Raw genomic sequence first — 24,205 nt, 5'->3', positions numbered from 1 at the left:
GGTTCATCTGAAATTGGTGACTCATCGCGCTCCTCCAGTCGCTGATCGGACATTGATGTATTCGGTACCAAGATTGGTCACCCTCAGCAGCAGCTCTGAGGGAATTTGTACACACGAACCCAGCTTTTTCAAATGTGGTCAACATCAATACGTAGGCAGATCGTCTAAATAGACACAGACGGATCGTTTACTTCAGAATCTCCAAATTGACGACGTGCACACGACGAATCGCAGCTCGTGTGCATATTCGGGGATCAGATTCTGACGACGTGCAATCCCGAGGAGGGAGAGAAATAATATGATATGACACTGATTTTTGCAATTCACTACCCTTGTTATTAGACCCGGAATTCGCCGCTACCACAACACTTCTAGGGAGTCGAAGTATAGCTCCCATATGGCAGTTGCCACTAACTCACACGATAGACGGTCGGAGACAACACATTCGACTAAGCGTGTTTTTATGCGTGCTGAGCATGGGGACAAGATCGAAATTTCTGATACCGTGTCGAATTCTTCTGATGAGAGTATACCAAAGACGGCTACCGTCGTTAAGCGCGATACGACCTACTACGGCCCAAAACTCCGAATCGAAGATGAAGATTGTTGTGGGCAATTTCTCTTAACAGCACCTGGGCCAGAAACAGAGGCTGTCTTATGGAGATTGACCGACTCTGATTGGCAAGGAATAGCAGAGGTCTGTCTTAGATTTGCGGATGATCTTCCGAAATACGATATTTGTCCTCACTGTAACGAGCCACTTTCGACCATTGCTCACCGACGGCGCTCTGTGATCGGTGTCTGTATGAATCGCTGATCTCCAGAAGTAGAACGGTTGAGTCTACGTATCTCGCACCTCAGAAATTAGATTGTGAACCCTCTTGAGGTCGGTCTCTTGAGCATATTCTGTTGAACTGAGCTCGATAAAGATTTCACTCGGGTCAACCCCTCCCTCTGATTCCAGATATAAGCTAATCAACTCAGAGTTAATGAGTTTCTCAAACCGGTACTGCTCATCTGGATTGCTAGCAATGCGTTTCTGTACACGATTGACTGAGATCTCAGCTGTGTCTGGGAGGAAAGATGCAAGGTCGTCAACCGGTACTTCAACAATTGAGACAGTATTAGCGTCGAATAGCCTTAGCTCAACCTTGCCATCTTCAGATTGTTCGGCAATCTTCTTGAACACCTCCTCTGGCCAGTTCGGGGGGATATGATTGTCACCGACAATATCAAATCCAAGAGTGTAGGCGTACATCGCGTCTGCAGTTCGGCGATTCCCAGCAGCTTGACGGCTGTTTCTGGCGTTGACAGCATATACGATACTTTCCTCGCCAAGGTCATATCCAGTCAGTGTCTGCATGAGGGGATTCACGACGTGATTGATTTGAGCCTGTGCCATCGGTGACCGACGATTAAAATCTACGCAATATGCCCGGAGACCAGATTCAGCATATAACTCTGTGAGCGCTTGTGTACAATCTTCACTGATTGGTGGAATAACACCCATCACTGGTTTACCGATTCCTAATTCATCAACAGCATTTAGGAACGTCTGTGTGTTCTGAATTATAGTAGAGACGTGAGATGAGGAACGATCGTCACCGTCATCTGCTGCGTTGACTAGCGGAATCATCAGGGGGACTGTGATGAAATCGCCATAATTGGTCTGCAGTTTCGCGATCTCTGCAGCATTCTTGGGCTCAAGATCAGAAGTATCGTCGTACTCAAGGAATGGGATGACAAGTTCCCCATCTTGTGCATTTTTAGCTTGTCGCTCTAGTTTTTTAGCTAAGCCAGTCCATCCGCTCCGAGAATTTTCCAGAGCGGCAGCGTTCGCTTTTGTATAAATTTCAGCAATACCACGTGTGAGTGAAGAAACGTTTTCAGTCGAACGGAGTTTACCGACCTGAAGCGCTTTTGCTGGCGTGGTGAACTGCTTCGAGCCAATCTCTACCTCTTTATGTGAAGACAGCGTGTTGCCGTCGAGTTCAATCGTGTTGATTCTCATATAGTATGACTTTTGTTTGATTATTCGCCGATCCAATCGGGACCGATTGCGACTCCTTATTACTTGCCTGCTATTTCATACGTGGAGTATATACCTAAATCACCGACCTGTTGACGCTATCTCGATTATTTGTGGTAGCTAGATCAAGCGCTCCTGCTAGGTGATTTATACATTCTAGACGCTCTAGCCTTTCCAAGTGGCCAATATTCGAACACCGTCAGTTGTGTCAGTTAGTATTATTTCAATGGAAGGACTTGTAGCTCCTGATGAATCTCGATAGCCCTCAGCGTATTCATATTGCACCTCAAGGCTATGAAGAGCAGAGGATCTACAAACCCGCGATCGAGAACCGAGCAGACAAAGTAGTTCTTTTAGTAACAGAAGGCGATGAGCAATCAAATAAGTGTCAGAAAAACGTTGAAGAGGAATTAAGAGATGCCAGTATCGAAGTTGAGAAGAAAAATTGTGATATCTTTGACCAAGATGAGTCGATTCAAACCATCTCAGAACTAATATACAGTTATTCTGATGATGATGTCAAAGTAAATATCTCTACTGGGAGTAAAATCACCGCAATTAGTGGAATGTTAGCATGTATGCTCACGGGTGCTACTCCTTATTATGTTAAAGCCGAAGACTACGGCGATGAACCTGTGAGCAAAGGTGTTGAAGATGTTATCTCTCTCCCAGCCTACCCAATAGATCCTCCTCAGAAGTCATTTGTCAAAGTGCTTTCCTTTTTGAAGGAAAGAGAAGATAGTGATGAGAAAGTGAAAATTAGTGACCTAAACAATTTCGTTCAAGAAGAAGAGCTAGACCCAGTAGAGGGAATAGAGCGAAAAGATGATAGAAATATATACGATATCGTCAATCGTGATATTATTGATCCCCTTGTAGAAAAGGAATATATTCGGAAACAGCCATATGCAGGAAGCAAGTATCTCACATTAACACCAAAAGGAAAACGGACACTGGACTTTTCACGGCATCTTATTGACTAGGTGAAAGAAAAGAGGAATGGAAGGATCATTAATAATTCTATTCCAGACATATATCACCCCCGTTTCGTATGGATCAACTCGAGAATTTTGTGCGGAGGTGGGGCAGGGGCGTTGTGATTTTTTGGCGCAGTCCCCTTGGGGACACCCGTTAAGGGACTCTCGGACAAAGCGCGAAACAACCACGCAATGGTCGCAGTGCTGACTCCGCGCCCAAGCTGCACACGATTATCAGCGCTGAGCCAAAGTACAATCGGTATCTCATATAGAGACCAACTACCAGCAGGGCTAACGGACCCTCGTCACTACGGTCATCCCCAACGTGATGTCAGTAACTATGTTGTCTTCCGATCGTGGACCCCATTCGTTCGATTGACACACCTTAGATGGGGGGAGAACTTCAGCGACGGATCGGTGTCAGCGCTTTTCGCGAGTATTTATACCTCAGCCAACGCTGACGATGCCACTGACTAAGTTTACAGTCCACTACGAACACACCGTCCCGAGTTCTCGCGAAGAGCGTGGCAGCTGGCTGCCGATCGCCTCGTCGAAAAGACGTTGCCGTTCATCACTCGTTAGACTAAGTAAAGGTTATAACAATCCGATTGGGTGATATGAGTATCTGATGACTCGGAAACGGATCGGACAAAATACGGGGAACTCAGGCCGAATAAATCTCTCTGGCCCTGAGTTGGACCAACTCGACGCCAATGTCGGGGACTCAGTCAATGTCGACATTGCTGAGTCCAAGAAAATCGCACACGCGATGGTCGACAATAGCACTCATGAAGAATTTGTGATTGTCTCAAAGCCGAAAGCAACGGAGGAATCCGATGAGTAGCACTGAATCCACAGCACTCTTCGAGGCCTGCGAACCTCGAGAGGACGTTCTTGAGGGAACGCTCCAAGAAGATCAGTTCGCGGCAAGTCTCGCAACCGTCGCGCATTCACCGGAAGACGCGCCGCCGGTCTACAAGAATCCAGCCCAATTCTTCGAGATGACGTATCCCACGGACGGGTTGCGTACCCTACTCAGCAACCTCACAGGGAGGTTTCTCACTGGTGGAGGATATGAAGGGCGATACAACAGCAGCATTCTCTGTCTCGATACCCGTTTTGGCGGTGGGAAAACGCACGATTTGATTGCATCGTACCATCTCGCAACGGATCCTGCATCCATCGGCGATCTCGAACGACACCTTCTCGAGGACGACAAGGATCTCGTAGACGACTATCACGACGCCGTTGATGACGGACTGACCGTTGATTCCGCTGTCTTTGTCGGCGGTCACGTCGACGCTCGAAACGCCAGGAGCGATCGATCGGATCCAGACGCACCGAATACGCGGACGATGTGGGGAGAAATCGCGTATCAACTGTACGGCCTCGAGGGATACGAACACCTCAAGGAATACGATCAAGAACAGCAGGCTCCTGGTGGAAACACCCTCAAGGATCTCTTCGATCACGGCGATGGACCAGCCCTAATTTTAATCGACGAGATCGCTGCGTATCTTGAGGCCGCGTCGGGAGTCGAAGTCGGTGACGCGACCCTCGCGAGCCAGACGCTCAGCTTCATTCTCTCGCTTCTCGAGACGGCATCCGAGGTTGACGACGTCACCGTCGTCTACAGTATCGCCGATACCGCATTTGAAGAGGAGGCAGAGGAGGTTCGTAACCTCGTCGACGAACTCAACCAGATCGGCCGTCGTCAGCACAAGACGATTACGCCGACCGATGAAAGCGAAGTCGGGCAGGTGCTTCAGCATCGACTCTTCGAGGAGATCGACGACGAGGCAGCGAAGTCGATCGCGCAGAACTACTTCCAGTTCTACACCGAGAGCGACCGACAGTTCCCACAGGAAGCGACCGAAGCGAGCTACGTCGATCGACTCACCAGAGAGTATCCGTTCCATCCGACGATCCTGGACACACTGACCGAGAAGATCGATACGATTCCACGATTTCAACGAACCCGTGGCGCGCTAAAACTGCTTGCTCGTGCTGTCTACTACCTCTGGAACAACCAGCCAAAGCACTACGATCGTCATTTCGTTCGTCTGTACGATCTCACGCCGTCCGACGACGATCCAGGAGGGAGCATTGATTCGACCCTCCACGAGACGCTCTTCGAGTTTGTCGATCTCAGTGCGGCCGTCTCTGCCGATATTTACAGCGAAGACGGTACCGCGCACGCACAACTCGAGGATCGAAAGTGGACAGAGAAGGGAATTCCACCACTCGGGAGTCATCTAACGACATCGGTGCTCTGGCACAGCCTCGCGTACGGTGAGCAAGCAACTGGGTTGACACGCGCGGAGCTCAACGCGACACTGGGGCACCTGAATATCCGACTCGACAACTACGACTCCGCACTCGAGGCGCTGGCCGGCGGCGACATGACTGTCGCATGCTATTACCTCTATGACGAGGAGCGCGTTCGGTTCAAGTCCGATCCGAACCTCATTCGGATCATCGACCAGCGCGTGGACAACACGCCGGACGCGCAAGCTCGATCGCGATTTGAATCGCGTCTCGAAACCGAAGTCGGAACCGGGGGCTTCGAGACGGTCGTCTTCCCGGAGTCACCGGCTGACCTCCCGGACAAGATTTCGAAGCCACAACTTGCTGTCATGCACATGGACACTGCACCGGTGTTCGACGGTGGCGAGAACACGCCGGAGAAGATTCAGACGCTGTACGAGAAGTCCGCATCCAAACACGGTGGGCAGGTCCAGAGCCGCGTCTACAAGAACTATGTCCTCTTCCTTGCACCCGATGAGGAGCGGATCAAGAGCGGGATTGGGGAGGCCCGACAGCTCGAAGCAATCGAGGCCCTGCTCGACGACTCCCAACAGACCGCGGACCTGTCGAACGAGCAGATTGAGGAGCTTCGAGAGCGCCGCGATCAGGCCCACGGACTGCTCGGCGAACTCGTCCGTGGTGTCTACCGGCACCTCTACTACGTCGACCGAGACGGCCTGACCCACATCACGATCAACGCGACCGAGGCCAACGGTGGGACGACGCTCGTCAATGCGGTCGAAGAGACCCTCGAGGATCGGCTGATCCGAGCGGACGCCAGCGCGAAGGGGACGGCGTTCTTCAAACAGAAGCTCTGGCAGCGGACCCAAGATAGCATGACAACCCAGCAGCTGGTCACCCAGTTCGCGAAAAAGCCCGGCCTTCCCTACCTCTTAAATACGAAACCGCTGCGAAAAACGGTCGAACGAATGGTCGACTCCGGATACGTTTACTGGGACGGCGAGAGCGAGACCGTCTACTGGGACGGCGACGAGGATGCACAGCCGGACAACTGGGAGGAGGATGCACCGCTCGTTGACTCGCCCGACGTCCGAACGTCGATCCAGGACTCGGACGTGAAGATCGGCGACGAGTACGTGGTTTACACGGGTATCGAGGCGTTCCTCGAGGTCCACGGCGATTCGCTCGAGGTACCTGAGACGCCAGAACCGGACGACGACGATGACGAGACTGAAGACGAACTCGAGGGCGATGACGACGACCTCGGCGGGTCGGATGACGGAGAGGTAATCGATGGCCCCGGAACACAGCCGCCCGAGTGGGATCACGCGACGAGTCTGATGGCAGCGTCTCGAGCGTTCAAGGAGGTCCGCGGCGAGGCGATTTCGTCGGCGTCCGACGGTGGCGCTGGCCTATCACAGGTCACGGTTGAGGTCGGTGGCGAGGACCGACTCTCGAAAGGGTCGTTCATCGCCCAGCAGGGTGCATTCAAGGACCGGGACGACCACGTCTCAGTCAGGATGCAGTATGAGACGGCGTCGGACTCGGACGCGACGTACAAAGCGAGGTTCCAAGGCGGCCTTGAGGAGTTCTCGCGAGTGACGAACCAGCCGGACCCGTTCGGTGACACGGCCCGAATCGATCTGAAGTTCCGCGTCGATCTGTCGGAACCGGAGCCGATCACAGACGACGAGGACGATCTGCTAGCGGAGCTCGAGGACGCCCTCGGACAGACGAACATCGATGTAAAGGTACAGGCTCGAGGACCGACTGAGATCGCACCAGAGGCCAAACAATGACGTCACAGTCGCGGCCGGAGTCCGCGCTGTCGGCTCGGGAGCAACCCGGAGTCAGCGGTCTCGGTAGTAGCGTCTACGGCGGCCGTCCGAATTTCGCACTCATTCGAGATGCTGGCCCCGATGGCGGCACGCTGACGCTATACGAGTTGCTGCCTGCGGACCAGGCAACGGCCCGTCGGGAGCGACTCGAGCGCTCGAATCCGAACCGGCAACTCGTGGCTGACTCGTTCGAGGACGTATTCGACGAGTCGGATAGCCTCGAGGTCGATCACTGGGACTGGGACGAGTGGACGGCCGTGAAGATTAGACGGCTGTCCGGAAGTCGACTACGGTCGATCCTGCCACTGGTTCGCGAGACGCTCGAGGGCGCCGGAATCGACGACTCGAGTCTGACGGGTTCCGGGCAAGGAGAGGTCTTCCTCCCTGAGACGGCCGGAGTTCGGCTCGCGTTGGGATTTGTTGGCGTAAAGCCGATCCAGCGCGTCGACCGGATGCGGGCGTTCTGTCGGGGTATCGAGCGGATGAGCGACGAGGAGTGTTATTACTGGCACGCGAAGTGTCGGTCTCCCTCGAGTCCGAACGGTGAGAAAGCACTACGAACGTTATTGACAGACAATATATAATCATGAGTGAAGAACCACTTCAGGATACGGACAAGTCAATGGAACCGCTCGCTATTGAAGGTAAATTGCCGCTGAAAGCTGTCGGTATTGAAAATCTGAAAGAAGATAATCCAAAACATATGCCGCCACACCGATATCTGCATCCGTGGTTCGCTCGGCGGCCGACGCCTGCATCACGTCTCGCTATACTTGGATCAATACTTCCGAAAGAGACTGATAGTGACGAACTTCTGCGACTTATGCAAATTGAGCCGAGAGAAGGAATTGACGGAGATATCGCGGAATACGTAGAGAAAAAGAAGGCAACTGAAAATGACCGAAGTGGAATACTTGCAGACCACTACGGATATAAGCGCCCGTTTACATCGTCTCCAACTCCCAACCAGCTTTCTGAATTACATGATAAACTAGAATCAACCTGGGGTGGAGAACTTCCTACTGTGTTGGATCCTACAGCCGGTGGTGGAGTGATCCCATTCGAGAGTCTCCGGTATGGGTTACCAACAGCAGCTAACGAGCTGAACTCAGTCCCGTCTCTCATTCTAAAAGCCATGTTGCAATACCCCCTCTCTGTTGGTCACCTCCGGAGTGATCTCACCGAATGGGGTGAATTTATCAATGAAAGTGCAACAGATGCACTGGAGGAATACTACCCTGAAGCCGGTAGTGGAGATACTCCCTCCCACTATGCAATGACGTATGCAGTTACCTGTCCGGACTGCACCGCTGACGTTCCGACAACACCAAAGTGGTGGCTTCTCCGAAAATCCGCCAGTAAGGGTGTCGCTGTAAAACCTAGTTATGACGAAAGCGGGGAGCTATCGCTAGAGCGAGTTCAGCTCCCGGAGGATGTGACGAAAGATGAGTTTAATCCTCAAGATGGTCCTCGATCTCGAGGTGGTAATTTAGAATGCCCAAACTGCGGTTATCCAATCGAGAGCGAGACAGTAAAACAGAGATTCAAGGACGGGGAGTACACTCATCAAATTCTCGGGGTCAAATATACTGATAGAAACGGTAAATCCGCTTACCGGGCTCCAACAGCGAAAGACCAAGAAGCACTAAAACAGGCTGAGCAGCGGTGTGAGAATGATATTGACGTTTTCAACCTCTTAACGGAAGAGATACCTAAGAAAGGAGAGAAAACATCCGAACCAGTCGGATATGGCTTGACTGAGTGGCGAGATTTCTATAGCCCTCGTCAGTTGGTTTGCCAATATGAATACTGGCAGGCATTCGAAAAAGCCAAAGAACAGGTTCAGACTCGTTATGATAAAGAACGTAGCGAATCTCTGTTAACGATTCTCTCTTTCGCTGCCGGTAAGATGATTGACTACAATTCTCGACTCTCTCCTTATAAGGTCAGTAAAGGATATCCAGAAAATGCTTTTGCTGGAAAGAATTTCACGCTACAGTGGCTATACGTTGATAATAACCTCACATCAGGGAATAGGCGGTATATCGACATGATTAGCCGGATTATTGACTCGTATGAGAAAATCGTTGACTATCTCGATGATATAGATGTTGAACCCGCTACGGTTACCTCTCGTGATGCGGCCGATCTTTCTCAAGATGACAATTCTGTCCAAACCGTTGTAATTGATCCACCTTATTATTCGAGTATTATGTATTCTGAATTGTCAGATATGTTTTATGTGTGGCAAAAGAGATATCTAAATGACGTTCACCCTGAACTCTTCCGCAACGAACTCACGGCAAAAGATGAAGAGGCAGTTGCGAATCCGTCACGATTTACAGATATCGCTAACAAATCGAGTTCGAAGAAAGAACTCGCGAAAAAATCATACGAAGAAAAGATGAGCGATATTTTCTCCGAGCTATATCGAGTCCTTCAGCCGGGAGGAGCGATGACAGTTATGTTTACTCATAAGGAGACAGATGCTTGGGATACTCTTACAATGTCTCTAATAAAATCTGGATTCGTTGTTACTTCTACACATCCGATAACAAGTGAAATGCCTGATCGAATGGATGTGCAAGGTGGTGGATCAGCAGATTCAACCCTGCTTCTTACTGGACGAAAACCACACCGAGAACGTAATCTCAACGATCGACTCCCTACTCTCTGGAGTGACGTGAAAGCAGACACTCGGAAGGCTGCGAAAGAGGCCGCTCGAGACTTGATCGACTCCGGGATGAGCCTCACTAAAACCGACGTCATCATCAGCGCTTTCGGTCCCACACTTCGCGTCTTCGCCGATGCATATCCCGTCGTCGACGACGAAGACAACGAGGTTCCGCCACGACGTGCCCTCGAGGAAGCCCGCGAGGCTGTCACTCAAGTCCTCGTCGACGAATACCTCGAGGCCGAGGGGATCGACGAACTCGACGACGTCACCGAGTGGTACATTCTCTGCTGGCTCGTCCACGAGTCCGAGACGTTCTCCTACGACGAGGGCCACCAGCTTGGGCTCGGGATCGGCGTCGACATCGACGAGATCAAACGCTCTACCAAGACCTGGCGCAAGAGCCGCGGTGACATCTCGCTTCGCGGCCACGACGATCGTGTCCAGAACATCAACGAGAAGCCCGAGGATCGCTCGAGTCGCATCCCCGTGAACCCAGACGACCTCTCCTTCAGCCTCGCGCTGGACAAGATCCACGCCGCGATGCACGTCTACGATGTCCAAGGCGAGAGCGCCTGCTGCGACTGGCTCCGGGAACGGAACTTCGACACCGACTCGACATTCAAGTCGACCCTCAAGGCGTTGCTTCAGGTGCTTCCCCACGATCACGGCGACTGGGAACTTGCACGCGATCTCGCCGCCGGTCGGACTCGGGACGTGCTCGATCTGGACTTCAGTCCGAACGTCTTCGCAGATGATGGCGATGAAACGACGCAGACGACGCTCGGAGATCACTAACTGACAGACTACCAGGCCAATCCCTCAGAATGCAAGGATTACTCGATAACTGGCGACACCAGAGCGCGGACCTGTTCAGTGCGGACATTAGCGACGGCGATTACGAACCCGTTGACGTCGAAGAAGCCGTAGAGCGTGCGAAAGAGCTGGCCGGGATCAAAGTACCCTCCGTAGACAGGTATATTATTCCCCTTTTCAAGATCAACGACCCGGAGCTGGTTGACCAGTACGTCTTCTATTCTCCAGGTACTGGTCAAATAAGGTGGTACGACCCTGAATTCGGTCTTTCTGGGTCAAAGCGATCCACTTCGTGCGAGACGGTAGCGACGACCGAGATCGGTCAGCGGCTTCGGTTTTGGCTCCCATCCCATCTGGAGGAGCCAGAGCTGCCGATCGACGATTCCGAGTTGCCACCCGAGCGGATTCAGCCGTCCGATCAGCTGAGTAGCGACGAGCAAGCGGCGTTCTTTCGGAACCTGAGGGGGTTCGTTCGGACCGAACGCGAAAGCGAACGTGAGGCTAACTGGGAGGCCTACTCCGAGCTGGGTCTCGACGAGGCAATATCTCGGAATCGCGTCTCCGGTCCGTTTCTCTCTATTAAGGGTACCTCAGGGGAAAACGGTAAGCAGGCGTACGTCTTCCAGATTGCGGTGGATGAAGACGAAGACGACGAGGACGACATCGATCTTCGAGAGGATGAGGGACTCTTCCGCGGGAACTTCTGTATTGCAGATACCAATGCGAACGACGAGCAGTTCCCGCTTGAAGCCAAGATTATCTCCGTCGACGGGCCCAATATCACTATTCTACCCGACTGGAGCTCTGTCGGTGACCGTGCCGTTGCCGAAAAGATCCTGACCAGTGACGAAGTCGAGCTGTGGTTCCACGAACTGTTGAATCCGATCCCCTTCGAACGACGTCTTACGGCGATCAACCAAGTCAAGAAAAATGATGAGAAACGCGAACTCCTGACCGGACAGCGTCCCGTCGAATTTAACGTCGACAGGTATGCAATCCCTGATCCGGAGATAGAGCTCAACGATTACCAGTATCGAGCACTCCTCTGGGCAGACAGTGCGAATGCTGTAGTCTGTATCCACGGTCCGCCGGGAACCGGAAAAACGCGGACGCTTACCGCATACGTTCGCCACGCCGTCGAGAAGGGACAATCGGTTTTGGTGACGGCTCACTCGAACCAAGCCGTCGATAACTTACTGGTCGGCGATAGCACCCGAAGCTCACCGGAAGAGGATACGCTTCACGCGATGGCACAGGATCCGGACATGGATCTCTCGATCGCACGAGTTGGGAACAATACTCGAAATTCGGTCGTCGAAGCGAACTATGTCGATCGATCACTGAAAGCTGCCGATGTCATCGCGGCAACGACCAGTGGGGCATCCCACTTCGATCAGAACGAGTTTGACGTCGCGGTCGTTGACGAGGCGACGCAGGCGAGCCGGCCCGCGACAGCGATCGTACTCAACTGCGCTCAAAAGCTCGTTCTCGCTGGAGACCACAAACAACTCCCGCCGTACTGTGCGGATGAGTCGATGCAAGATGAGGAGATGCACATCTCGCTCTTCGAGTATCTTCTCGAGCGATACAGCGACGATATCTCCGTTCTCCTCCGGAAACAGTATCGGATGAATGAGGAGATTGCAGCGTTTCCGAACGATGCGTTCTACGGTGGCAAACTGAAAACGGCTGATCGATGTCGCGACTGGACTGTCGACGATCTGAAACCGATCATGGGAGTTGACATCGACGGGGATGAGCAACGAGAGACTCACGGAAATTCGTTCTATAACATTGAAGAAGCGGAAGCAGTTGCGAAACAGGTGAAACTGCTGGTGCAGAGCGGGCTCGATCCTAGTGACATTGGCGTTATTACAGCCTACAGTGGACAAGTCAGGAAAGTAATCGATCACGTCAACCGGCTCGATATTTACGATTCTACCCGTGTTGACGTCGATACGATCGATTCGTTCCAAGGTGGCGAACGCGAGGCGATTATTATCTCGTTCGTCCGAAGTAATGAAGAGGGACACAGCGGTTTCCTCGAGTTCCCAGAAGAAGGACCTCGGAGATTGAACGTCGCACTCACTCGAGCTCGCAAACGCTTAGTCCTGATCGGTAACTGGGACACCCTGGGAACAGTAGCGCCACACCGATCACCTGATGAGAGTTGTGCTTTCTTCTACGCGTCTCTAGCTGACCGGCTTCAATCGCAAGAGCGGATGTTATCAATCGGAGAGTAGATGTGAATACTGTTGATCTTCTCTATTCGCGAGTACTAACCTGACGTCCGATCAAGAATCCTTGTCCTCTCTCTAACCGAACACGAATCGACTTGCCTGGGGTCCCCCCTTCGATATGGACTTGGTGATTCTTGTATTCCGCTATAGTATCACGGGTACCGCCTGAAGAGTCGACACTGAGCGTCACTACTTTTCCATCTGCCTCTTTTTGTGAGATCGTGTCAGTGGTGGATTGTGAGGAACTCTTTTGTGACGTACTATTCGTAGAACTGGACTCGTTTGTTTCCGCCTCCACCGAAGACCGTTGATGGGACTCTATCGATCGAACATTCCCATCTACAATGACGGCATCATTCTGTCGTGCACGGTCGTGGAACGTTCCTTTACTATCTCCAACATCTCCAGGTTTTGACTCCCCAACGTTGTAATCAGAATCACTGCGATGGCGGTAGCCATATCGATCACGGTTATTCCCTGCCATGTGGGACCTATTCATACTAAAAAGTCAAATAGTTTTGGGAGCCGACAGTTTCGGAATCAGATATGATATAGACCCTTAAGTGATATGTGCCCTGAATAAGAACAGGTAAATATAGATGTCCGGTCTCGCTGAACGCACTTGGGAATCAGTCTACGAAAGCAGACCTCAATCAGAGGGGCCGTACCTTGTTGATGAATTTTACGTTCCTGCACTCGAACGAAGTATCCGTTACGACCGTATCGCCGGCTATTTTTCTAGCAGCGCCCTCGCAGTTGCCTCCCGCGGGATACATTCACTTCTCCAGAACGACGGCGAAATGCGACTCATCGTTGGAACCGAACTGTACGAGACTGACCGACCGGTCCTCGAGGCACTGACCGACGAACTTGAGGAATCACTCGACGATCTCGACGACGAACGGTTGAACGCACAGCTCACGCTCCTCGCTCGACTACTTCGCGAAGGTCGACTTCAGATCAAGGTTGCCGTCCCACGCGAAGGCAACTGGCAGATCTTCCATCCAAAGATGGGAATCTTCCACGACGCAGACGACAACGCACTCTCCTTCGAGGGCAGCGTCAACGAAACGATCGGTGGCTGGAAACGAAACTACGAGCGATTCAAGGTCCACTGTTCGTGGATCAAGGAACAGCAATCGTACGCCAAGGGAGACATTGAGACGTTCGATCGCCTCTGGTCGAACAAACACCCCTACGTCGAAGTGTACGATCTCCCCAAAGCTATCGAGAAGGAACTCATCGACTGGAAAGATCCCGAATCGGAAACCGAACTTCAGGAAGCGATCCAGATCGCCCGTGGGGAAGCGCCGCCGACCGAACGCGACAAAGCGAATATCGTTGCTGACGGTCACCTCACCCCTGGTGGTCTCGCACTCGCCGAAGAAGCGAGTACGATCGAGCCGTGGCCACACCAGCGAGTCGTCTCTGATACGCTCGTCAGTACCTATCCGAATAGTTTCCTCCTCTGTGACGAAGTTGGACTCGGTAAAACCATCGAGGCGGGCCTCACGCTCTCTCGGCTCGGTCTCACCGACGAACTCGAGACGGGACTGCTGCTTGTCCCGGCGAGCCTCACCATTCAGTGGCAGGAGGAGCTCTGGGAGAAGTTTAACCTGAACGCGTTCCGCTACGATCGGGGCAGTAACTACGAGTACGCCTTCATCGATGCGTTTGGTCGCGAACACTCACCGCCAGCTGTCTCTGATATCGATCCCGGCTCGCACGAACAGGCGTGGGTCAACAGCCCTATCTGGCGGTTCCTCCACGAGCGTCAAACTGACGATACCATCGACGGGCCGACGATCGTCGTGATGTCCTGGCATACGGCCAGGATGTCGGGTCGATGGGAACAGATTGCGCCGAAAAACGGTGAGCAGGTCCGGACACGCGACGACGTTCCGGCGAGTTGCCGCGGCCGATCGTTGGCGAATCGGGAGGGGGTCTGGGACGCCGTTATCGTCGACGAAGCCCACAACGCTCGGAAAGGGAGTAACTTCTATTCGCTACTCGAGCAACTCCGTGAGCACACCCAGACGTACTACCTGTTGACTGCGACGCCGATGCAGCTCCACGCTGGCGAGCTTTACGATCTCATGTCGCTGCTCGATCTTCCCGGTGAGTGGGACAGTAAAGATGACTTCACCGAGTTCTTCGAAACTCGACAGGCACTCTCACAGGCGCTCAAGTCGGAATTAGGGACCGATAGTACGCCAACCGATGACTCGTGGTCGGCGCAGGCAACACTCACAGAAGGACGCTACCAGGACCGACTACCGGGCGAACGGAGCCTCTCCGACCGGGTTTTCGACGCCGTCGCCGATGAACTGGATGTGGGTGAGGAGCAGCATGCCCGTTCCATCGCGAAGCAACGGGTTGTCCGAGCCTGTGATCTTGCTGGCGACTACGGTGAGCATTACGACGGATACATCGAGACATTCGAGGCTGCTATCGACGAATACGATATCGACCCGTTCGACGCGAAGGAGGACGAGAAGTTGAAATACCTCCTGTATCCGGAGTGGAAGGCTGATAAGGAATGGCTGATGTTTTCGCGGAACGACCGGCTCAATGCGTTAGACGAACTCACTGAAGCAGGCTGGCAGGTTATCCAAGACGTTCTGTCTGCTTCGACGCCAGTGGACGCGCTCATTCATCGCAACACTCGTCCGACGCTCCGCAAATACGAACAGGTCGACCTACTCGATGAGACTGTCCCAGACCGCGATCCTGAGCAGTGCAAGATCGAGCTGACCGATGAGACGCGTCACGTCTACGACCGGATTGATGACTTCACTCGAAAGTTCTACAAGCTTGCCCAGCAATCGAGTGAGGCCGAATCGCGCGCTATCGGGTTCGTGATGACCACATACCGACAGCGACTCACGAGCAGCGTCTACGCGATTTCGCAGAGTCTGCAGGCCCGACTCCAGAAGCTCCGGAGCCAACGGGCCGTACTCAAAGGCAAACAGCGAGCAGCGGACCGCAAATCTCGTGGCTCTGAACAGGTTGTTCTCGAAACGCTCTCTGAATACGATCTCGAGGACATCGACGCGCTGGATGAACTTGAGGACGACCTTGAAGATCAAAATCTTGCGGAAGTTGTTCCGAACGTCACAGACGAAGGGGTCCACCTCTTAGAAGAAGAAATCGAGGAACTGGAATCGTTCGTCGGTGAACTCGAACGAATCGATCAAGATCCGAAAATCAGCCAACTCAGGGACGATCTCGACGAATTGGATAAAGACGGCCACAATCGAACTATCGTCTTTACGCAGTACACGGATACGATGGACTTCATTCGAGAAAGCCTCGTGTCTATCTACGGTGAGACGATCGCGACGTACTCCGGACGCGGCGGTGAGCTGTACGATCCCGAGGCCGATGACTGGACGACAGTTGGTAAGGAACGGGTAAAGCGGGAGTTCTCGACGGACTCAGGACGTGTCGGTATTCTCATCTGTACCGACTCGGCCAGTGAGGGTCTGAACCTACAGGAATGCGGCGCACTGATCAATTACGATCTGCCGTGGAATCCGATGCGAGTCGAACAGCGTATCGGTCGAATTGATCGTATCGGCCAGCAACACGACGAGATCACGATATTAAACTACAGCTATGAGGATACGGTCGAGACAGATATCTACGAACGACTCGACGACCGCATCAATCTCTTCGAAAACGTCGTCGGAGAGATGCAACCCGTCCTTTCTGGTGTCAGTCAACAGATTCGAGCCGCGACCCTCGAGGCCGAAGGTGACAACGGTTCTGAGGTGGTTGAAAAGGCTGATCGAGAGTTTTCCGAGCAAATCGAGGATCAGGAGAACGCTGATCGTGTGGATGTTGGGGAATCCCTGGAAACCGTAGAGACCCCTGTTCGGCAAGAAATTATCGACGAGGCGAAGCTTGATGCCTGGCAGTCCTACACCCATCCAGATCTAATCGATATTGGTGAGACAGACTACAGCTACACAGAACCGTTCGAAACGTCTGGTCTCGAGGCCATGTTGGTCGGAAACGAAACCCTCGTAGAGGAAGGGATCACGTTCACCCCAATTAGCGAGCTCGAGATTGACCTGATGGAGAGTGAATATACCGATGCTGTCGACTTTGAGGATACGATCTACCGCCTCACTTACAGTGGGCCCAACGTCCCCGAGTCTGATGGTGAACACACACTCGCTGAAATCGTTTCCTCCGGCGAGGATGCTATTGCCGTGACTTTTTCGGCAGAGTGTGCCGATGAGTTCTCATCGGTCCACTATCTCGCACCAGGGAATCCGTTGCTTAGACAGCTTATTGAAGTGATTCGAGAGCGGAGCGAGAATCCAGCACGGCTTTCGAAGCGAGCGGAGGACCGTGACGAGTCTAGCACCCGATCGGTTGTTTGTGGTTGGGGGCGAAATGGTGACCTCGCATCGCTTGGTGAAGATGGTGCTATCGAAGAAGACGAATCAATGGGTTCCCTGACTACTTGGAAAGAGTCTTTTTTGACAAACAGGGGGCAGGCCGATCTATCCTAAATCGGGACCAAGCCATCTCTATTTCCACTTCAGCGATGCAGAGCCGTAGCGATTAATTTGGTCTTTTGGCCTTGGCCATACGTCCTAAGGGGAGCCGGGCCGGACGCACTGCGTCTGGTTTCTTACGTGAGCCTCACTGAGCCGATCGACTCGGTTTGTTTGACTATTAACATGTATACAGAACTGTTCGACATTGCTGTGTTGAAGTACTCCATCTGTGAGTCGCCCATATTATCTTCAGGAAATTTATTTCTGATGTGCGTGAGAAGTCGCTCGTTATGGGTATCGGAGTTACAAAGTTCATCTCCAAATCTGCGGTACGAGACAAGATCTCTACAGAGTATCCGAATCCAGGTAGTGATGTAGACGCCGAGCTGCAGGTTGAACACGTCTCATATGAACACTCGCTTCTCGGGCAGGCATTCGACTATTTGATCCGGTTCTGGCTAGAGAGCCAGCACGGAGAGGTTCACGACCCGCATGCGGACCGGTTGGACCGCGACTGGACACACGCTCTCGGATACACGCGGTCTCACTTCACACCTGACTGGGAACCACTATCTGAATCCGCTTCTGAAGAACGAGAGATACGAAACGCCGCGCTCGAACGGGCGGAGAAGAAACGTGAACAGTTTCGGAAAACCGGAATGAACGCGAACGACGCAATTGATGCCGCGCTCGTGTATTCTGGGCTTGATCTCAATGTCGGATTTGAGGAGGGGACGATCACGGCGAATTCTTTCGAGGGTGATGTAGTGACGGAGTTACAGGAATTGTTTCATTTGTTCCGGGAACAAGACGCTCTTCTCGGAGACTCAGTGATCCTTAGTCCGGACTTCGGGGAACGGTCGTTCATCCTTGAGGGACACGGTGATTTCATCGTCGACCTGACCTTAGTTGATGTGAAGGCTACGGAAGATCCATCGTTCAAACCCGGGTACTGGCGGCAGCTTCTTGCGTACTATATTCTCAACGACGTCCATCGAGAGCTCGTCGCGGCAGAGGTGGATAGTTCCAGTGCAGATACGCCGTATCCAGATATCACGACTGTCGGAGTCTATTTCGCCCGGTTCGGCGAACTGCAGACGATTGATATTCAGGACTATCTACAGCCATGGGAAGAGTACGAGCGGTTCCGTGCGTGGTTTGTGGATCGTGCGATTGAAGAGAATCACGACGCACGCAGGAATTATGATCCATACCGAGAGGTTTTGACTGAGCCGTACGATTTCGAGGATCAGACGACTCTCTTTGATTTCTAATAGGGAGAACACCACCGAAAACTCCGAAAGCTGCTTCCAGCGCAGTGTTGTGCCACAGCGTTTCCCGTCAAGGACCTCACCGAATCGTTGATTTAGTTCGGGACTTGTTTCTGATGGACGAAGACCGGTTCTTTCTCCTCTTCTGCCGTTTGGAGAGTCTGAAGCAGTGTGACCGCGTCAACAAATTCGTCTGGCAGTGTGAATGGGTCTTCGTCGTTGTCTGATCTGGTTTCACAGGTTGCGAGGAACCCTTTGAGACGGTAAGTAACGCCGACTGGCAGAAATATCACGTCGTGGTCACCAGAGTGTGTCTTCTGCCACGCCGCGATGAGGCGTTCTGCCCGGATCCGTGTTTCCTCAATGCTCTCTTCCCACGTCTCATCGCCGGGCATCATCTCTTCCCAGGTGTCGTTGAGAGCATCTTTTACGAGGTCTGCACCGGGGCCGTCAAGATGCGGTGTTTCCCGTTCAGCGTCGATCACAGACTGGAATGCATCGAGCTGTGTCTGACAGACGGATACGGGATATGCAACAGCGTATTCATTTTCCGGAAGGTCGATTGTCGGTTCCGAGCCCGGTTCTTCCGGTGGCGTAGGCGTTCCGAGGATTGATTGAAGGAAACCCATACCGACAGGACTGTTCGGAAAGCCTATCAGTTTTCTGCAGAAGTTACGGATTATGATGGCAGTGGTGTCACGCCGCCTGTCGGGGGCGCTCTGAGGGAAGGACGAAAGTCAAGAGAAACTCATATTTTAGAAGAGTTAAGGGAAAATCTGGATATTGGCGATGGGACAATCACTGAAAATCGATAGCCGCGGAACCAGCAGCGAACCCGACCCAATCCCTAGCAAGCTGACCAGTTTCTACCTGCTTGATTAAGCTTGACAAGTCAGTTTTTCTGCGCCCGAAAGGGTGAGGCGCATACTCGTGTGCCTCGAGACCACGAATGAGTACAGACCAACTATCCCAGAGCGACTTGCATCGAGATCGACTGACAGACGAGTACATGAGCGACCGCGATCGAAGCTATTCAGGAGATATCGCCCGATTGAACGGACACGAACTTGTCCCGATCGATGAATGGCTGCCGGGCACAGAGCCACACCATACGAACTTAATCTCACCGATAGCTACGAGTATCGCACACATTGCTGGCGCTTCAGAAAGTGTAGCCAAGAATGTAATCGTCGCGACGAGTTCATTACCGCCTCAAACGAGTACAACCGCAACTTCAAAGAGAACCTTCACGAACTCGCCAACCTTCTGGGTTAAACTTACTTATCCCGTGGGTACTAAGTACTAGAAACTCAATGGTCGAGATTCCAGATACCCTTCACTCTCTGTTCAGCGCTCCAATCGAAGAGCAAGATGGGACGTACGTTGTTGAAGTTCCCTCGAGTGAAGTGGATCATGAAGCGTTATCAGCTGACGAAACGTATCGCGTAGCGATTCTTGAGTCTCCTTCCTCGACAGAGTCATCGATGCAACAGGAGTCACAACAATCTTCCTCTCAGCAGACAGTGAGCCGCGCCCCACTTGAACCTCCTGTCGATGAAGGCGAAGTACGTGATGTAACAATCGAGACTATCGGCGATCAGGGCGACGGCATTGCAAAAGTCGAACGTGGCTACGTCGTGATCGTCTCTGGGGCCCAGCCTGGTGACGAGCCTACCATCGAAATCGAACAGGTTCAGAAGAACGTCGCATTTGCGAGTATTATCGACAGTGACTCGCAAGCGCTCTAACAGCCTTCACCTTGTAGGTCGGTTTTCTTCTAAGGAAACCACTGGTACTGAGATGGCTCCGCAAGGTACGGCTCAATGGCGGAGCAATCGGACCACCCGCCGATGCTCATCATGGTCCGAACATCGACCTGGCGCTCAACGAGCTGGTAGGTCGCCAGGACCGGCGGAGATCGTGCGACGAGACTGACCGCCAACATGGGTTGTCGGTTTGCTCTGCGATGGTGTGAGCGGCTTCCTTGACCCACCGACGGACGGAAGGTGTGCTGGCGTCGACCTACGGGTCAGATAGATCGAGCCCGCGTTCACGGCTGTATTTGTGGATGTCGTCGGCAACGTCGTCTGGCATCCACGCGTCGCGTGTCTTCTTTGACCCGCCTTTAGTGTTCTTCCCTTGGACCTCGAAGACCCAGATGTCTCCGTCGTCGGAGTACCGCAGGTTGCTATCGCCGGGGTAACTCACTTCCGACGCTCGGAGCCCACACCGGCCCATCGGCTGGATCGCTACCTCACGCTCCCATCCGCCCTCTCCAGCAGCTCGCTCCAGCCGGTCCAGTTCGTCGGGAGAAAGCCAGCACTTCGTCACGTCATCGCTGTCGTCGACACGAACCATAACCGGGTATCACAGTAAATCCGATTGTAACTTTGGTTCTCCTGGGCCAACTTCACCGAATTATACCGTTCAACGGCCGATTCGCAATCGGGTTATCGAATAACCCATTTAAAATAAGTAAGATGAAGTATCGACTTCATGTTGAGAAAAGCGATACTGGGCCTACTCCTCTCCTTCCTTCTGCGTCTCCTTTTGTTGCTCAACACACCACTGGTAGAGTTCTTGTTTCAAGTCAGTAGGAGTATCATCGAACATCATTCCGAGCCGCCACCCAAGATTATGCCACGAGAGTCCTTCGAGTGCTCTTGGACCAAACTCCTCGCCATTTTCTGCTTTGGTCCAACCGGCTTTGAAAGATCCAACTCGGTCATTTCCAGGTTCAGGAAACACTCGCTGATCCTTATTCCAATCATGTTTCAGCCCGTCGAGTCGTTCGCCGCTAGAGCCAGATCCTTCTAACTCTCTAACGCCTGCAACGAACAAGCCCGCCCAAGTCCTGCCTTGTTCTTCTTTGATTTCACTCATTTCTTCAAACTGGTCGTCGTTGAGTTCGAACCGTATTTCTCGCGCCATACTCACACATGAGTTTCGAAAGTACTTATGTGCTTTTACCCATTTCAAAATTTGAATTCAGTCCATCCAAGGGCCCCTATATCTCTGAATATAGCGATTTAGATCCAATATACACGCAACCCAATAAGCCCATACTTTCCTGCTTTCGGTACTCTGCCACCTGTTCGTAGGTCAGTGTGTTTTAGTAGAGTGCCCAGACCCACCACATCTCTGGGGGTGAATCGCCTCGGGGTATTCGCCTTGTCCGCTGATAAATTATGATGAATAGTTCAGTTGTACTTCCGCTCCCTGAAGAGGACTTCCCAAAAGATCAAAACATTCAGATACTCATTCTGAACTACCGATGGCCCCAGTACGGCTCCGCTCAATCGTCCCAATGTTCGGCGGGGCAACAAGCTACGTCGAGACACTCGATGCAATTCTCGAGTACGTCGACGAACAACACCCTACGACCGACGAACTCGTTGGCTGGCATCGCGGGCGTTTTGCCCGTGTCTCGAGTCGGAACTCGATCATGCGCCGCGTCGACTATCTCGAGGACGTCGGATTCCTCACTGCCAACAATGGAGTCTGGATGCTCGGCTCCGAGGGTAATCGATACGCCGCTGACTGTTCGACTGAAACGCTCCTCGAGATCATGTGCCGGCGAAACGTCGGCCTCCGTAGTCTGCTCTATGCGCTCTCAGTTGGTCCGATGACAATCGACGAAATCGGCTGCCAACAACTCGATACACATCCAGAACTTGGCTGGAATCCGGAGAACCCTGATATGGCACTTCAACGCGTGAACTGGCTGCGAAGCCTCGAACTCGTCCAGAAAGACAGTGACCAGTATACGCTCACTGACGAGGGAAGACAGTTCACTGATACCGCTGTTGAAACTTGGGCAGAGACTGCTACATCGGCTGCATCCAATACGACAGATCCGATGACCGCGGGCACCTACGAGACGACAGTTGAAGCACGAGCCATCGATCCAGAGTTCCGAGCCACTGCATTAGCGAGGTTCGACCAAACGTGTCCAGTCTCTGGTGTGGATCATCCAGGTCTATTGGACGTTGCACACGTCTTATCGTGGAGAGATTACCCAGAGCACCGAGCAGACCTTTCAAACGTACTGGCTCTCAGTAAAACGCATCATGCAGCGTTCGATCGAGAGCTATTCACCATCGATCAGAAGTATCGACTACAGGTAAATCCGGATTTCGACACGGAGAGCGACCTGTTACAGCGGACAATTCTCAACCGAGCTGGCGAACAACTCCCCGTACCGGATGGGGCCATCAACACGTCCTATGTCGCCAAGCACAACGCAGCGCTCGAATGGGTGTGATTCTGCTCAGACAATTACTCTGGACACGCACTTACTGACTTGACGCGGATCCTCTCTAAGGATCAGCGTAAATTCTCAGACTTTCGCGTGGCAGATCGCTGGCATGCAAAAGTCACCGTGTAAGACTTCTGAAAATTAGCGCATCACGACGACTGCGTTTGTTTCACACCGAAATCAGTGAATCACTTGCTCATTACACCTGCGTATTGATCGCTAAAGAATCTGCCAGTCAGCGTAGATTTTGAGGACAGGTTGCTGAATACACAGCGCGAATGTGGCACCGACTGAGGTGCGATCAACGCGGAAGGTCGAACGTTCAGTACAGGAAAATCACATACCGATCAAAACTCTCCCAGTACTACCGTATCTTGAACAGTTACTCTGCCACAGCAGTGTGACACTCTGCGGCACGAATCGGACATTCGGAATTGTGCGTCACAAATGACAGTCCATCTTTGCGTATCTCGGCTACAATTCCCAAACAGTCTTCATAGTCAGAGGTAGCGAGAGTATTCCGTTCACCATCCACGTGTCGGACCATCACCGTTAACGGTGCATCCGGCCAGACGCAATCGAGCGTAAGCATATCTGGATCCGTCAGAATCTCATGGGTTTCCAGATAAGCTGCTTCCTCGGTGTCATCTCGTTCTATTCTCACGTCTACCGTTACAGACTCGCTAAGAGGGTTTATCAAATGGAGACTCTGCAACGTGGCATATGAATCCCCAGCAGGAAACATACAGCCTGCTGTAGCACCAATTCCACCACTCGCAGCAAGACCAAGAAACCGCCGTCGCTTCATATTATAACCCACTTGTGATATAATAAACACTTTACTGACCAACGGATCGATATGTTTGCACATGTAGTTGCCGAATCACCTGTTTCAGTTTCAGGGACGAGACTGAATAAAGAAATCGCGCTACTATCTACTGATAGGTAAGAATCGTTGCGTCTGTATCATGCTGCGTCTGGAGTGTATCGACGTATCTATCGGCCAGTTCTGTTGAAATCCCCAGAGGTGTAGTCACTTTATTGTCTTCAGCGAACTCGATAAACGACGGTATGGTCCGTCTGTATTGAGCTCGTGTTGCTGAACTTCGATTCTCTTTTCGAGAGAGATACCGGTCGTACAGTTCACGCAGTGTGGTTGTGTGTGATGGGTGTGTCGGCTTATTTACCGACCCAGCGTTTTGGGAAATCTCGAGTATGTTGCTGATCGCATCCGTCTTTAGTTAGGCGCAAAACCGCACGATAGCGGCGGCTTATCGGAGTTACTTTTCGGAAGGAATGAGGAGGCGGAAGATGTGCACTCTA

Annotated in this window: 15 protein-coding genes and 1 pseudogene; 11 read left to right on the top strand and 5 right to left on the bottom strand. The window is 52.4% G+C overall.

Translation table 11 applies throughout. The annotated features are described in order from the left end of the window. Window positions 1-841: 841 nt before the first annotated feature. Entirely contained in the window at window positions 842-2,011 is a 1,170-nt protein-coding gene (locus BW940_RS19240) for a hypothetical protein (protein ID WP_076610797.1), read from the bottom strand. A 266-nt stretch (window positions 2,012-2,277) separates the two neighbouring features. Between BW940_RS19240 and BW940_RS19235 the strand changes: the two genes are divergently transcribed. The 8 genes from BW940_RS19235 (at window position 2,278) to BW940_RS19200 (ending at window position 18,627) form a co-directional block, all read left to right on the top strand. Next, a complete protein-coding gene (locus BW940_RS19235; protein ID WP_076610796.1) occupies window positions 2,278-3,012 on the top strand; it encodes an HFX_2341 family transcriptional regulator domain-containing protein in 735 nt (244 codons plus the stop codon). Window positions 3,013-3,634: 622 nt separating this feature from the next. Beyond that, window positions 3,635-3,850, top strand: a complete 216-nt coding sequence (locus BW940_RS22565) for a hypothetical protein (RefSeq protein WP_076610795.1) — start codon at window positions 3,635-3,637, stop codon at window positions 3,848-3,850. Further along, on the top strand, window positions 3,843-7,073 hold the full coding sequence (locus BW940_RS19225) for an ATP-binding protein (RefSeq protein WP_216819686.1): 3,231 nt from the start codon (window positions 3,843-3,845) through the stop codon (window positions 7,071-7,073). Before BW940_RS22565 ends, BW940_RS19225 begins: the two co-directional genes overlap by 8 nt. Next, window positions 7,070-7,696 (top strand): DUF7680 family protein, encoded by a 627-nt coding sequence (locus BW940_RS19220; RefSeq protein WP_076610794.1) that lies wholly within the window; start codon window positions 7,070-7,072, stop codon window positions 7,694-7,696. Before BW940_RS19225 ends, BW940_RS19220 begins: the two co-directional genes overlap by 4 nt. Before the next feature lie 2 nt (window positions 7,697-7,698). Beyond that, complete coding sequence (locus BW940_RS19215) at window positions 7,699-10,584, top strand: DUF1156 domain-containing protein (RefSeq protein WP_076610793.1); 2,886 nt, start codon at window positions 7,699-7,701, stop codon at window positions 10,582-10,584. Between the two features lie 29 nt (window positions 10,585-10,613). Next, window positions 10,614-12,845, top strand: coding sequence for a DEAD/DEAH box helicase (locus BW940_RS19210; protein ID WP_076610792.1), 2,232 nt, complete (start codon window positions 10,614-10,616; stop codon window positions 12,843-12,845). A 596-nt stretch (window positions 12,846-13,441) separates the two neighbouring features. Next, complete coding sequence (locus BW940_RS19205) at window positions 13,442-17,365, top strand: helicase-related protein (RefSeq protein ID WP_076610791.1); 3,924 nt, start codon at window positions 13,442-13,444, stop codon at window positions 17,363-17,365. 257 nt (window positions 17,366-17,622) lie between these two features. Beyond that, on the top strand, window positions 17,623-18,627 hold the full coding sequence (locus BW940_RS19200) for a hypothetical protein (protein WP_143823957.1): 1,005 nt from the start codon (window positions 17,623-17,625) through the stop codon (window positions 18,625-18,627). A 92-nt stretch (window positions 18,628-18,719) separates the two neighbouring features. Here BW940_RS19200 and BW940_RS19195 read toward each other — a convergent pair whose 3' ends face one another. Continuing rightward, window positions 18,720-19,253, bottom strand: coding sequence for a hypothetical protein (locus BW940_RS19195; RefSeq protein WP_076610789.1), 534 nt, complete (start codon window positions 19,251-19,253; stop codon window positions 18,720-18,722). A gap of 320 nt (window positions 19,254-19,573) precedes the next feature. On the opposite strand from BW940_RS19195, the pseudogene BW940_RS22200 reads away from it, so the two are divergent. Then, window positions 19,574-19,827, top strand: a pseudogene (locus tag BW940_RS22200) (hypothetical protein); the annotation flags it as partial. A 110-nt stretch (window positions 19,828-19,937) separates the two neighbouring features. Then, entirely contained in the window at window positions 19,938-20,372 is a 435-nt protein-coding gene (locus BW940_RS22195) for a TRAM domain-containing protein (protein ID WP_076610788.1), read from the top strand. 274 nt (window positions 20,373-20,646) lie between these two features. Here the strand turns inward: BW940_RS22195 and BW940_RS22190 are convergent, their stop codons facing one another. Both BW940_RS22190 and BW940_RS21275 read right to left on the bottom strand, forming a co-directional pair. Next, entirely contained in the window at window positions 20,647-20,982 is a 336-nt protein-coding gene (locus BW940_RS22190) for a site-specific integrase (RefSeq protein ID WP_235847862.1), read from the bottom strand. Window positions 20,983-21,144: 162 nt separating this feature from the next. After that, entirely contained in the window at window positions 21,145-21,555 is a 411-nt protein-coding gene (locus BW940_RS21275; RefSeq protein ID WP_143823956.1) for a hypothetical protein, read from the bottom strand. A gap of 343 nt (window positions 21,556-21,898) precedes the next feature. Here BW940_RS21275 and BW940_RS19170 point away from each other — a divergent pair, with 343 nt between their 5' ends. Next, a complete protein-coding gene (locus BW940_RS19170) occupies window positions 21,899-22,888 on the top strand; it encodes an HNH endonuclease (RefSeq protein ID WP_235847861.1) in 990 nt (329 codons plus the stop codon). Between the two features lie 929 nt (window positions 22,889-23,817). Here BW940_RS19170 and BW940_RS22560 read toward each other — a convergent pair. After that, window positions 23,818-24,024: a site-specific integrase gene (locus tag BW940_RS22560; RefSeq protein WP_394329411.1), complete on the bottom strand. Its 207-nt coding sequence runs from the start codon at window positions 24,022-24,024 to the stop codon at window positions 23,818-23,820. Between the last annotated feature and the right edge of the window lie 181 nt (window positions 24,025-24,205).

The sequence above is a fragment of the Natronorubrum thiooxidans genome (assembly GCF_900156475.1).
Classification (GTDB): Archaea; Halobacteriota; Halobacteria; order Halobacteriales; family Natrialbaceae; genus Natronorubrum; species Natronorubrum thiooxidans.
The sequence above is the reverse complement of the archived record's forward strand: the minus strand, read 5'-3'. Positions and strand labels throughout refer to the sequence as shown.